The sequence below is a fragment of the Agarivorans sp. Toyoura001 genome (genome assembly GCF_005405585.1).
Taxonomy (GTDB): Bacteria; Pseudomonadota; Gammaproteobacteria; order Enterobacterales; family Celerinatantimonadaceae; genus Agarivorans.
The window spans coordinates 382853-396341 of sequence record NZ_BJEQ01000001.1 but is presented as its reverse complement, the minus strand read 5'-3'; the positions used below and the strand labels follow the sequence as shown (position 1 = coordinate 396341).

10 protein-coding genes are annotated in these 13489 nt (G+C 44.4%); 6 read left to right on the top strand and 4 right to left on the bottom strand.

The window, feature by feature from the left end; all coding sequences use genetic code 11:
* Nucleotides 1–438 precede the first annotated feature (438 nt).
* The 3 genes from FFR00_RS01825 to FFR00_RS01815 all read right to left on the bottom strand — a co-directional run bounded on the left by FFR00_RS01825 (nt 439) and on the right by FFR00_RS01815 (nt 6731).
* Nucleotides 439–3651: a glycoside hydrolase family 48 protein gene (locus tag FFR00_RS01825; RefSeq protein ID WP_137671650.1), complete on the bottom strand. Its 3213-nt coding sequence runs from the start codon at nt 3649–3651 to the stop codon at nt 439–441.
* Between the two features lie 870 nt (nt 3652–4521).
* Nucleotides 4522–5787 carry an L-methionine/branched-chain amino acid transporter gene (gene yjeH, locus FFR00_RS01820; protein ID WP_161985069.1) on the bottom strand — a complete coding sequence of 422 codons (1266 nt, stop codon included), beginning with the start codon at nt 5785–5787 and terminating at the stop codon, nt 4522–4524.
* A 68-nt stretch (nt 5788–5855) separates the two neighbouring features.
* Nucleotides 5856–6731 (bottom strand): LysR family transcriptional regulator, encoded by an 876-nt coding sequence (locus FFR00_RS01815; protein ID WP_137671648.1) that lies wholly within the window; start codon nt 6729–6731, stop codon nt 5856–5858.
* Between the two features lie 138 nt (nt 6732–6869).
* On the opposite strand from FFR00_RS01815, the gene FFR00_RS01810 reads away from it, so the two are divergent.
* The 5 genes from FFR00_RS01810 to FFR00_RS01790 all read left to right on the top strand — a co-directional run bounded on the left by FFR00_RS01810 (nt 6870) and on the right by FFR00_RS01790 (nt 10083).
* On the top strand, nt 6870–7289 hold the full coding sequence (locus FFR00_RS01810; RefSeq protein ID WP_137671647.1) for a DoxX family protein: 420 nt from the start codon (nt 6870–6872) through the stop codon (nt 7287–7289).
* Nucleotides 7290–7335: 46 nt separating this feature from the next.
* Nucleotides 7336–8325 (top strand): glutathione S-transferase family protein, encoded by a 990-nt coding sequence (locus tag FFR00_RS01805; protein WP_137671646.1) that lies wholly within the window; start codon nt 7336–7338, stop codon nt 8323–8325.
* Entirely contained in the window at nt 8322–9095 is a 774-nt protein-coding gene (locus FFR00_RS01800; protein ID WP_137671645.1) for a class III extradiol ring-cleavage dioxygenase, read from the top strand. The genes FFR00_RS01805 and FFR00_RS01800 overlap by 4 nt, the downstream gene beginning before the upstream one ends.
* The gene (locus tag FFR00_RS01795) at nt 9088–9516 is read left to right on the top strand and encodes a heme-binding protein (protein ID WP_137671644.1); all 429 of its coding nucleotides are present in this window, start codon (nt 9088–9090) and stop codon (nt 9514–9516) included. The genes FFR00_RS01800 and FFR00_RS01795 overlap by 8 nt, the downstream gene beginning before the upstream one ends.
* Nucleotides 9517–9687: 171 nt before the next feature.
* The gene (locus FFR00_RS01790; protein ID WP_137671643.1) at nt 9688–10083 is read left to right on the top strand and encodes a DUF3465 domain-containing protein; all 396 of its coding nucleotides are present in this window, start codon (nt 9688–9690) and stop codon (nt 10081–10083) included.
* 233 nt (nt 10084–10316) lie between these two features.
* Here the strand turns inward: FFR00_RS01790 and FFR00_RS01785 are convergent, their stop codons facing one another.
* Complete coding sequence (locus tag FFR00_RS01785; RefSeq protein ID WP_137671642.1) at nt 10317–12305, bottom strand: methyl-accepting chemotaxis protein; 1989 nt, start codon at nt 12303–12305, stop codon at nt 10317–10319.
* Nucleotides 12306–12849: 544 nt separating this feature from the next.
* Here FFR00_RS01785 and FFR00_RS01780 point away from each other — a divergent pair.
* Entirely contained in the window at nt 12850–13314 is a 465-nt protein-coding gene (locus tag FFR00_RS01780) for a hypothetical protein (RefSeq protein WP_137671641.1), read from the top strand.
* The last annotated feature ends 175 nt before the right edge of the window (nt 13315–13489 follow it).

Sequence of the window (13489 nt, the reverse complement as noted above, 5' to 3'; positions counted from 1 at the left end):
AGTATTATCAATAGCAGGCGAGTCGTGGCTGGGCAGCTCTGCGCTAAAAGCTGTATTCTTCGTTCGCTAGCTATTTACCATTTGCTATGCATGTATGTTTATTCAACTTATTTGTGAGCTAGGCTAGTGTTCGCTCTCCGGCGAAGTCTTTGCGGCAAATTGCGCCCTCACGGTATTGACTAATCACATAATTCCCCCATGCGAATAAAGGTATAATTCACCTTTTTTATTTTTATTTTGTATTTACACAATAAAAATTAGAACTGTGAGCGAAGCACAAACTAAAAGAACGGTAAGAAATTTAGCGGGGATATTTCAGGCAAATGCCTCAGAAAATGAGAACTTGCTTAGGCAGCTAAACGTGATTAGCGGAGATTAAATACAAAAAAGGAGGCGCGAGGCCTCCTTTACTTACGGATTATAAAACGAACGGTGGATCTAGTTACACACTGCACCGGTTACGGTTGCTACAGGAGCAGGACCGTTAAATACAGCTTTATTACCTTGCAGGCCAAAGGTTACCGATTGACCCGGTTGGATTTTTGAATTCCAATTTAGTGAGCTGGCTGAGTATGGGTTGCTACCACTAAAGTTAGCATTCCAACCGTTGCTCATTTCTGAGCCATCAGCGTAGTTCCAGCTTACATCCCAACCATCAATCACTTCGTTGCCGTTGTTGGTAATGGTTACTTTAGCCACAAAACCAGCGTTCCAATGGTTTTGAACTTCGTACTTACAGCTTGCACTTGATACTGGCGCATCAGCAATAGTAATGGTTTTGCTCGCGGTATCCACACCACCTTGGCCGTCATCTACGGTTAATACCGCATTATAGCGACCCGCTTGGGTGTAGCTATGTTGAGCAGAAGCACCAGTGCCCTTGCTGTTATCACCAAAGGCCCAGCTGTAGCTTAGCGTGTCGTTATCAGCATCGCTTGAACAGCTTGCTTTGAAGCTGATAGCGTCACCAATGTTGGCACTGCTTGGTGTAGCGCTAAAGCAAGCTTCTGGTGGTAAGTTACCGGCAGGCTCTTCAATGGTAATGGTCACGTTGGTGCTATCTACACCACCTTTACCGTCATTTACCGTTAACATCGCATCGTAAGTACCCGCCATTGTATAGCTATGCTTAATTGACGCACCACTGCCGTTGCTGTCGTCGCCAAAGGCCCAGCTGTAAGTTAAGGTATCGTCATTAGCATCACTTGAGCAGCTTGCTTCGAAGTTGATGATGTCACCTACCATTGCGCTGCTTGGAGTAGCGGTAAAACAGGCTTCTGGTGGAACGTTGCTGTTAAGATCTTCAACGCTAATCGTCACCGTAGCTGGTGCAGAGCTAAGTTGCTCATCATCGCTTACTGTATAGGTAAAGCTATCTACCCCTACAAAACCACTTTGTGGCGTGTAAGTGACTTGTTTACCATTGCCACTTACTGTGCCATTCGCTGGCTGAGTATAGCTGTAAGCTTCAATAGTGCCGTTGCTGTCATTGCCTTCTAAGGTAATGCTAGCTGGCGTACCTACTGAGGTTTTAACCGCTATATCTTTAGCTGTTGGTGCGCAACCATCGGCACAGTCAGCTTCAGGGAACAATTCAGAATACAAGGCGTTTGCTGTTGCAACATCTACCTGTGCCCAGTAACGGTGATAGGTATAAGTTGGATCGCGACCTTCGGCCATGGCGTTTTGTAGCTCTTGATAACCAGGATCCGAACTATCATAGAATGGACGCATGCTTGAGAACGTTGTATCAGCGTTTAAGTCTGCGCCTACTGCATTCTTACCAGTCCAACCCGCAGGGAAGAATACTGGCTCGTTAATACGCTCAGGGTAGTCACCACGAGTTTCAGGTGCCGAAACGCCTTTATCAGTGCGGTGGTTAGCCCAAAAACGGTCCAAGATCATCTGAGCCGCATCTTTAGCTCCTTGGTGAACATCACCTTGGTGTTTTTCTTCTGCTGCAGCGTAGTACATCAGAGTTTTAGCCAAGTTGTGGGCAACTCCAACGTCTTGTCCGTGATCAATAACTTCTACATGTAAGTCGTTGTTAGCTTTAGGATTAGCTGGATCCCATTTTTCTGGTATACCAGAGAAGGCCAGTGTAGCGGCCAGTTTTACATCGTTATCACTAAAGTCTAGAACTGGCAGGCCTTTTTCTGGTGTAGCGTTTAGTACCCAAGCTACCCATTTGTCTAGAATGTCTTTGGCGCGTTTCTCACCCGTAATGAAGTAGTACTCAGCGACTCGCTCAACACCCCATGTTTGCCAGCCAAACCAAGTACCTGAACCTGGATCTTCATATACTGGGTTTTCATCGTATGCCATACCGTAGAAGGTATTGTTAGCGCGATCGGCAGGGTATGTGTCGTACTTGCCATTCCAGCTGTTGGTTGCACCGCCAGAGAATGCACCCTCGGCTGATTGTGTCCACTGGAAGAATTCTAGAGAGCGTTCTAAGCCGGTGTCCCAATCTTGCACAGAGTTAGGCGCTTTTGGCTGCAGTTCAGCAATTTGAGATAGCGCGTAAGCGGCCATTGGGTTTTGGTAAGCAAAATGAATGTGGCTTGAACCAATTCGCCAAGCCCAGTTGGCTGAGGTATCGATTGGGCCGCCCCAAGAGTAGTACCAAGACATTAAGTAGTGAGCAGAGTCATAACCCTGGCCAGCACTACCTTGTTCGTCTTGAGAACCAATTTTTTTGAAGTACTTATCAAACATGGCTAAGCGCAGGTAATCACCCATTTTAGCCGCTTTGGCCATTAAGCCAGGCGCAACTACTTCAGGATCTTGGCCACGTTCTTTCATCCATTGCAGTGCCCAGTACATTACTTGTACAGCACGAGCATCGGCATCAGGAGCGTTGGTGTAACGCCATTGTTTAGCAGGTGCTTGAGACTCGGCAACAAATAAATCTAAGAAGCCGTATTCTCCGCCCCAGCTAAAGTCTTCCCACGAAGGGTGAGGAACAGTTTCCCATACAGACTCTTGCTCACCACGTTGGAAGGTATTGATGTATGAAGGCGTTGAGGTTCCGTCGCCTAAATTACCGTATTGATAAACATTATCCATGTCTAACAACCAGTGCATACCATATACATCCCAAGTACCGTAAGTAGAGGCTAAACCAGCACTAATAGGATCTTCACCAACCGCTGCGCCATTAGTAAGTGGTAGTGGATAGCTTGACGGCAATGGCCCTTCTGGAACATAAGTCGCTTTACCGTTGGCATACTTATCTGCAGTAGGTTGCATTTCAGACGTAGGGATAATTTGTTCTTCGATAAGATCCCAGGCTTTAATTAGAGGCTCCCAGTCACCGGTAATTTTACCGTGAACGGCTTCTAACCACAGTATGTAAGAGTAGGCTTCTGAAGTTGACTCGTGCCCATGATCTGGTGCTTCAATAATAAACGTTTCAACAGAGTGATAAGGGCCTCCATCAGCACTTAAATAGCCGTTTTCAGGGGCATAAATCTCATCACGAATCTCGGCAAAGCGATCCTCATACACTGAGGCGTTAGCAATACCAGAAAAGCTAACACCAATCAGTGCGCTAAGAATTGCAGTGGTTAGTTTAGAGCGTTGTATTAATCCTGTAGCTTGATTTAAACCATGCTGATGGTTCAAACCCAAACGTTTAGCAAATTGCATTGTAAACTCCATTTTAAAAAAGAAGCCCTTTGCAAGGGCGTCGCTGTCACCTTTAGAACACATTGGTCACTGTTGCTGTGTGGGGCTTTATAGCCGCTTCACTTTGCAACAATTATGTATACAGCTCGGTAAAGCAGAGTTCATCGCCAATCCTTTGGTTAGCTTGGGCGTGTTACTTTTTTCACAGGGGAGTAAACACCTAACCAACTGATTGCACGATAAACCCGCGGCTAAAGGTTTAAATTAAATAACAAAAATATCTATAGTTGATTTTGTTACCAAATCTTTAGGTGTGATCTAGAACAGCGAATGATTAAAAATAGAACGGATTTAGCTTGCGGTTTCATGCTGGATTGCATAAATATGTGATTTTGATCGGATTGAGTGTTGCCGTGAATATCAATTATTTAGCAGATTTATACAATAATTACTGCTGTTATAAATATTAACTTATGACTTAAAAGTAGCTTTTATTAACATTTATTGTAATAAAATTAACCATTTATGATCATTTCGATAGGTGTTTAAGTGTTCCTCTATGTGAACATTTCGCGCTAAAAAAGCGAATAAACCGTTAATGTAAGTGTAGCTATTAAATGATATTTATGCATTTTTGTCAAATAAACTGTCTCCTTATTGAGACAGGCTAAATGTTTGTACCTAGCTAGGAATAGACTGGGCTGTAAACGATTTTGGTCAGTTATCTGTTTTTAAGGCGATAGTGCTGTCTTAAATTGGCGACAATGGTGAGGCTTATTTTGCTTAGGCGGTGGGCCAAATGAACTTGGGTAGATTGAAGTAGATAAAGTAGCGCAGTATTGAATTGGCTTAGTTTAGGGCAGTGTTTACGGCGAAACCAATATATGAAGTTTATTTAGGTAAGGCTCGGTTATTTAACCAGGCTAGCTTTCGCAATTTAAACGCGAAAAATGCCGCTGCGAATACAGCTAAACATAGCAAGCCGCTGCTGCCTATAACCAATAATATAAGGCCACAGAATAGTGCTGAAAAGCCTGCCGCGTAACGCATTGCTCCTTTTAGCAATTTTACACCCGCTAAGGCAGCGGCCAAATAAATCACTACGAATAAGCCATTGGCGTATTCCAACAAATAGGCGAAAGAGAAATCCCAATAATCTCGAGCAATCAACACTAAGGCAATTGACGCAGTTACAATACAAGTAGCGACAATTGGTGAGCCGTTGGCGCTGCATATTCTTAAAGGGTGTTGATTGCCTTTTTCCTCAGCCGTGCTGTAAAGCATATTAGCAAAGCTGATGACATAGAGGTTGACCGCACAAAAGCAGCCGAAAAATCCTACCGCAGCCACTAAACTTGCCGCCCATTTTCCACTAGATAAAGCGGCGATATGGGTAATAGAAAGCAGGTTTTGTTGCTCGCTGCCATAGGCATGCATAACGACTACCGCATAACTAACCAGCACATACACAAATGCCGCACTGCCTACGCCCAGCAATACCGACTTAGCAAAATCACGTTCGGGGTTACTGAACTGCTTGGCCACATGGCAAATGGCTTCTATGCCAACAAAACACCAAAACATTAGTGCCATTGACTGGCCCAGCGAGTGTAAAGAAAAACCAGCATGCGTAAATTGTTCGCGTGGGAAAGGCTGAGTGCTCATCACCTTAAAACAAATAAACAAAATGGTGCCAATTAAGGCAAGGCTTAGCAAAGACTGTACTTTAGCAGAGGTTTCTATACGGGCTAGGTTCATACAAAAAACTAGCGCTAGCATGGCGAGTTCTAAGTAGATTAAGGGCAGGCCAAGCCCTCCAAACACTTGTCCAAAGTAGCTGGCGCCGGCAATAAATACTACCGGAGGGCCGATGGGGGCGATGGACAAATAGACCCAGCCAATCGCCTTGGCAGCGTCTTCGCCAAAAGCTTGTTTAACGTAATAGGCGGTGCCGCTTTCGTGTGGGTAACGTTTGCCTAATGCAGCAAAGGTAAATACTACCGGCAACATGGCAATAATCATGATTACCCACGCTAATAAAGAGTACGCTCCCGATTGATCGGCGGCGAGGGCAGGGATAATGAGTACACTAGAGCCAAGCAGTGCCGAGACTAATAAGCTGGCTCCTTGAATTACCGATAAACGCCCTTGAGCCAAGATTAATCCTTAATCACTGTATCTTGCAGAATGCTAATTTAACAAAGTACTTTGTTAATAACCATGCTTTAGAAGTGCTGCTGTAAATGGTTAATAAAAGCGCTCACTTTTTTGGTGAGATATTGGCGATGTGGGTAAATAGCATACACACCAATGCCGTCGTTGAGGTAGTCATCAAACAGGCTCACTAAGCTGCCGTTGGTGAGTTGCTGTTGCACGGCAAATGCCGGTGACAGACAAATACCTAAACCTTGCTCGGCTGCAACAGCTGCTGCTAAGGCACTGTTTACATTGAGTTGCGGATTCACTTTTACACTGTGTATTGAACCTTGGCGGGTAAACTGCCATTTGTTCCCACCTCGGCGGTTGCTGTCTACGATGCAGGCAAGGGTAGATAGCTGCTCGAAGTGAGTCACTTGGTGCTTTGTTACAAATTTAGGGCTGGCGACGAGTACTTGTTGGTAGCTGGCAATCTTTCGCGCAATCAAATTTGAATCGTCTAATTGGCCAATACGTATGGCGAGGTCGAAGCCTTCTTCAACAATGTCTACATAGCGGTCATTTAGCACCAACTCTACTTTTAGCTGAGGGTGCTTTTGCATAAAGCTGGGCAGTATTTTCATTAGGTTTAGCTCGCCAAAAGTTTGCGGCGCACTTAAGCGTAACCGTCCCGACAATTGCTCATTTTGTTGTTGGCTGTATTGGCTCAAATCGTCCACTTGCTCAAGAATAGCTCTAGCCCGTTGATAGACCTCTTTACCCGATTCGGTAATCGACAAAGCACGAGTGGTTCGGCTAATTAAGCGACTATTGAGCTGCGCTTCTAGTTGGCTAACTTGCCGACTGACTATCGCTTTGGTTTTGCCTAAGTGTTGGGCGGCTTGAGTAAAACTGCCGTGTTCTACCACCGCAACAAAACTAGAAAATAACGCTAAGTGATTCATTCGTTCGCCTTGACTGTATACAAATAGTAAACAATGTGTCGATTGTAATGGCTATTGTTTACGAGTGGAAGCGGGACGATACTTTCTTTACGCCAGCCACTTGGTTTGGCCTTAATCAAAGTCACTAGGAGAGTAACAATGGATAACAAACAAGCCTTATACGCTGGCACTTTATTACGCATCAGTTTAGCGGTGATGTTTTTATCTCACGCATGGTTAAAGATTGCGGTGTTTACTCCTGCGGGCACAGCCCAGTTTTTTAGCTCATTAGGTTTACCGGGTGCGCTTGCTTATTTAACCATTGCTGCTGAGTTGCTGGGCGGTATAGCGCTATTGCTGGGGGTAAAAACTCGTGTGGTTACAGCGGGATTGCTGCCAGTGTTATTAGGTGCTTTGTTTTTTGCTCATGCTGGCAATGGTTGGTCGTTTTCAAACCAAGGCGGTGGCTGGGAGTATCCGCTATTTCTCGTGATGGCTTCATTTGCGCAAATACTGCTAGGCGATGGTGCTTATACCTTAAAACCTAAAGTCCTATATAACAACACCGCGAGTGCTTAGCCCGACTCACCGATTCAATCGTAAAAACCACAACTAAGGAACGAATATGTTAATGAATGGCGAGTGGCAAGCGGCCTGGGACCCTTATCAAAAAACCAATGAAAACGGCGACTTTATTCGCCAAGCATCCAGTTTTAGACATTGGGTTACCAAAGATGGAAGCGCAGGTAGAACCGGGCGGGCAGGCTTTAAAGCTGAACCGAATCGCTATCATCTTTATGTGGCCTTAATATGCCCGTGGGCCAGCCGAGCCTTAATGGTGAGAAAGCTCAAAAAACTGGAATCGGTGATTAGTATTAGCATTGTTGACCCGCGCATTACTGAGCAAGGCTGGGGTTTTGCTGGCAAAGGGCTTACGGGGCTAAAGGGCGCGAGTGAAGACCATTTACACCATAAGCAGTTTATTCATCAGCTTTATACGCATGCGGACCCTAAGGTCTCTGGTAGAGCCACTGTGCCAGTGTTGTGGGACAAATTTACCGACACCATTGTAAATAATGAATCGGCAGACATTATCGAAATGCTAAACAGTGCGTTTGACCAATGGGGAGATGCCAGTGTTAATCTGCGTCCCCTGCATTGGTTGGCAGATATTAATCAACTTAATCCATGGTTATACGAGCATATTAACAATGCAGTATATCAAGCGGGGTTTGCCCAAAGCCAAACCGCTTATAAAGAGGCAGTGAGTAGGTTGTTTGCGGGCTTAGAAACACTAGAACAACGTTTAAGTGATGGCCGCAATTACCTATTAGGCGATGAGTTGAGCGAAGTTGATGTAAGGCTGTTTGTTACCTTGGTACGTTTTGACGCTGCTTATGTAGGTGCATTTAAATGTAACCTTAAGCAATTGCAGGATTACTCATTATTGAGTGATTACTTGCAGCGTATTTATGTGCTTCAAGGCGTGTCGGAAACGGTAAATATTGAGCACATCAAGCAAGGTTACTATTCAGTTAAAGCTTTAAATCCTAGCGGTATAGTGCCGATAGGGCCGAAGCTAGCCTTCTTGCCCGCTAATAAGGTGACTTTATGAACAACACCTTAGCGCCGGTACTGTTTTTATCTCATGGTTCGCCAATGCGAGTGCTGGAGAGTAGCCCTGCGAATACCTTTTTAAAAAGCTTAGCGGGGCGAATAGCTACCCCAAAAGCGATTGTTGTAGTGTCTCCCCATTGGGAAACTACCGGTTTGCATTTTACTCAGCAAGCGCAGCTAGAAACGATTTACGACTTTTGGGGCTTTCCTAATGCGTTAAACCAAATTAAGTATTTGCCTGACAGCCCTGAATGGTTGCACCAAACACTTAAACGGAGTTTGCCACACGTTGCGGGAACCAAGCGGGGCTTAGATCATGGCGCGTGGTCGCTACTGCACTTGATGTACCCCAAGCAAAATGTGCCAGTGGTTGGGCTAAGTTTGCCTCGTGACGCAAGCTTGGCGGAGCTATATGCCCTGGGTGAGCAACTGGCTGCTTTACGGGCTCAAGGTATCATGTTGGTCACCTCTGGCATGGCTACGCATAACTTGGCAGCGTTGGCTTACCAAGGTGAACCCTATAGCTGGGCACTGGCGTTTGTAGAGTGGCTTCAGCACGCAGTGGAGCAGTGCAACATTCAAGCCTTGCTTAATTATCGTCAGCTAGCGCCTGGCGCTCAGCAATCACATCCGCGAGATGAGCATCTAAGGCCGCTATTTGTTGCTTTAGGCGCAGCAGGAGCACAGCCTGCTAAGTTAATACACGATTCTTGGGAGCTAAAAAACGGCAATAACTCTAGCTGGCTTTGGGGGGAACTTAATGAATAATCGCGGTATTACTTTACGCCAAGCCCGTAGCCTAATCACAGAGTCTCTAGCGTTAGCGAGAGGCAAGGCATTACCGCCTTTGTCGATTGTTGTTCTGGATAGTGGTGCACACCTAAAAGCCATGGTTAGTGAAGACGGTGTAGGGACTCAGCGCTATCAAATTGCCTTAGGCAAAGCTCACGCAGCATTAGGCATGGGATTTAATACTCGGCAGTTTTATCAATTGGTTAAATCAGAGGTACTGCCAGAAATGTTTGCTGCAACTATTAACGGGGCAACGGGCGGTGAGTTTATTCCTTTACCAGGCGGCGTGCTTATTGTTGAGCAACAACAAGTGATGGGGGCAATCGGTATTTCTGGCGCATCGTCTGATCTAGATGAATGGGTCGCGACTAACGCTATCTCAAAATATTCCTCTTAAACCGCTATGTAATGCGAGGGCTATGTTAAAAAAAGCAAAGCGCTGTTAGATGCCGTTTACTCCTAGAGATTTTAATTTGGCTTTTAGGTAATCTATTGATGGTTTAAATAATAGCTTCTATTGGCTATTCATAGAAAGTGGCTTATTGCCTATTACAAAAGGATGTGAAAAATGAAAGGGCTTATTCTGTTTTTATCACTGGCGCTTAGTTTGTGTTCGCCCGCTATTTGGGCTAATGATAGCGCGTTACAACAAGCCTATGATTACCAACAAAGCGACATCCAATTGCAAGGCTCTGGCGTTGTTGAGCGGATACTTCCCGATGATAATAAAGGCTCTAGGCATCAGAAGTTTATTTTGCGTTTAGACAGCGGCCAAACCCTACTGGTGGCACACAATATTGATTTAGCGCCGCGTATCCCTTATTTAAAAGAGGGTGATACGGTAGCGTTTTATGGTGAATATGAGTGGAACCATCAGGGCGGCGTTATGCATTGGACACATAAAGACCCAAGAAATAACCATGAGCATGGTTGGTTAAAGCATGGTGGTAAAACTTACCAGTAATTATAAATTTTGTAGTGGTTAACCAAGTTAGTCGAACGATGAGTTTCTGAAGTTGTGCTTTTATCTCTATTTTACCTTTGAGCGAAAGGAGAGTAGGGAGTTACACTCTTTTAAGTGCACAGCTTTGTATCGCTGGTTGGGTAAGAGCATTGGTTTAAGGGGAAGAAATAAGTGGCCACATTAGTATTGGCCACTTTTTTTTGCCGGTGGTTTACTGAGTTAGTGATGTATAGCTAACTCAGTTTAAAATGCGACAGTTCGCTAAGTTGCTGCTGCGATTGCTGTTGTAATGACTCACTGACTTGCTGGGTTTGATTGGCATCGCGGTTGGCCAATTCACTAAGCTCAACAATTTTTTCCACATTATTCGCCACTTGTAAGGCCACGGTGTGTTTATCTTGGGCGTTGTTGGCAATTGCCTCACTGCGTTCTTGAACGGTACTTAACAGCTGGGCGACTTGTTCTAGCTGTTGCGAACTTTGCTCGGCTTCTTCAATACAGCTGCCCACCATGGTTTCACCCTGTACCATCATGTCCATAGCCTGTTGTGCTCGACCTTGTAGTTGCTCAATCATGCTAAGAATTTCTTGGGTTGCTTCGCGGCTTCGGGTGGCTAAGCCGCGCACTTCATCGGCCACCACGGCAAAGCCTCGGCCTTGCTCTCCAGCACGAGCAGCTTCAATGGCTGCATTTAAGGCTAGTAAGTTAGTTTGCTCGGCAATGCCTTGGATAACATCTACGATGCGATTAATGTCGTCACTTTGTTGTTTAAGCTCGCTAACTTGCTGGCTGGCTTCCACCACCGTAGTTTGTAATTGGTTAGTGGTGGCTAGGGTCGATTGAGCCGCTTGATGGCTTTGACCAGTAAGTTGATTCACTTGGCCAATATCGTCTCGGCTTTGTTGCGCCTGTTCAGATACTTCATTTACGCCTACTTCCATTTGGCTTACTGCTACGGCCACCAATTGGCTTTGGTCTTGTTGTTCTTGAATTACTTTGTGAGAGTGTTGGCTGGTTGCTAAGCCGCTTTCCGCACTTGCCGCAAGCTGTTTAGCGTTGTTATTCATTTGGCTAACCACGTGATTCATTTGCTCACTTAAATGAACCAGTTGCGTGGCAATCTGGCCAAATTCATCATTAGATGGTTTCCCTTGGTAAGCGCTAAAGTCACCATCAACCATACGTTTTATTTGGCTAAGGGTGTGGCCTAAAGGAATTCGAATATGGCGGCTTACACTCCACGCGACTAATACGGTCACTAACACTGAAAACAGCAATACCGCCAATGTTTGGATTAGTGCGGAGCTAGCACTTTGCTGAGCCGTTTGGTGAGCGGAGGTAATAATCTCACTGAGTTGGTTTGATAGATCGTCTAGCTGCAACAATACCGTGTCGGTTTGTTGATTGAGCTGAACTAAGTGTTGATTTTGACGGGTAAGAATGAGTTGCTGGTTCTTTAAATGATCAAATAGACCATTACTAGCAAATGCTTGAGTAAGCAGTTCAAAGTAGCTACTTAACTCTTCTGCGCTGCCAGGGTCGAGCTTGATGAGTTGTTGTTGCTTCTCTTGCAGTGACGAGTTGTAACTGTTTATTACGCTGAATAATGAGTTAAATTGAGCTTCGTTTTGAGCGTAAAACAGTTTTTCTAATGAAGCAGAGAACGCGCCTATATCTGCTTGCATGCCGGTCACTACCCACTCGGCATTTTCTTCCACCATTTCAATCATAAACTCCATATCGCCTGGAAAGTTCTTCCATTTGTTGGTGAAGTTTTGACGTTGGTTGGTTAGCGTTTGTTGGGCTTGGAGTGCTTCATTACCTAAGGTTAACTGGGCCAGGCTGGTGGTTTTAATGTTGCTCACATCTTGATCTAGTGAACGTAAACCATCAAGAATTGCTGGGTAAGGTTTAGCCAGCTGAGACAGGGAACTCATTCGCTGACTGTAACTACTAAACAAGCTTGATACCTCTTGTTCTAGCTGCTGTGACTGTTCGGCATGTTGACTGCTACTGTGTAAGCCGACTTTACGTGCAGAGTTAAGTAATAGCCCAGAGAGCTGATTAACTTGTTCAGCCATTGGTGCTAATCGACTGACTGTGTTATCCAACTGGGTTTCCAGTTGTCGCATGTTTAGTTGGCCAATTAAGGCTACCACTAGTAGTAATGCTAACAGCACGCCAAAACCGAGCAGCGTTCTGGTTACAACTTGTAGTTTCATTCTGGGCTTCCCTGTTTATTGCTATCCTGCAATCACATCATTAACCATAGTAAGCATTTAGTGTTTGGCTACTTGCTTTCTAATTGATTGATTTTATGGATAAACCTAACGATTCATTCGTTGGTTAATATAAATACCATAAGCTGATATTGGTTGACCAGATAAAAAATTGTAAATTAAGTGAAATCTAGTCGATAAGATTTAACACCAATGGTGAACTGAGTGAATCACCCTGTAATTAAGCCTTAGCATGGTTTTTGTTTGGCGTAGATAATTGCTCGTATATAAGAATAAAATAGCGCTATTTTTAGACGATTTATTTGTTATGGCGATGTTAGTTATTCGGTAGTGCTAAAACCACAAAAAACCAAGTTGATTTATGTGTTAGTGCTCCATTAGTGCTTAACTATTGTAGATTTCTTCATAGATCTCATTCGCTTATTCAACTTACTAAGTTGTTTAGCTTTTATTAAAGGGCTTAGTTATGATGTGCAATATTGATAAGAAAGCTGTCATTAATACTCTTTCAGCTTTAAGGATGAAGATGAAAAAAATACTCACTGCTCTAATTGTTTCAAGCCTATCTGGTGTGGCTTTGGCTAATTCCTGTGATAACGCTGGTTTTGACAATGCCTCTCGCGGAAACGAGCGCTTACGGGGTGATATTAAAGCCTTGAGTGAGCAATATGTTGAAGCGTGTTCTTGGGATTACGACATGCCGCGTGAAAAAGTATGCAGCCTGTTTACCGGTAAGCTTAAGCAATTGAACACGATTAATGACGCGCCGCTAGCAAAGGTATTAAGTCAGGCTGAAATGGCAACCGATGCATGGTATGCCGTGCATGAAAATTGTGCTGATAAGGGCCTTAAAGGCAATGCCGACAGTGCCTTCGAGGCTTATGAAGAAAGCTTTGATGCCTACAACAATCTGATTAAAGAAATCGATACTCGCTATAACCAAAGTTGTCGTCAGCAAATAGAAGAAAACATTAGTAAATACTGCAAATGATTGGCTGATGAGAAAGTTACTCTTCTTTTATACTCCCACTTTGCTAACAGCACAGTATTTAGGAAGAGGCTAGCATGCTTATTTTCAGCATGCCTTAGATTAATTGTTTAACAAGGTAATAAGGACGATTACTGAAATTGCCTATAAACTCAATTATCTGAGTACGACTCATTTT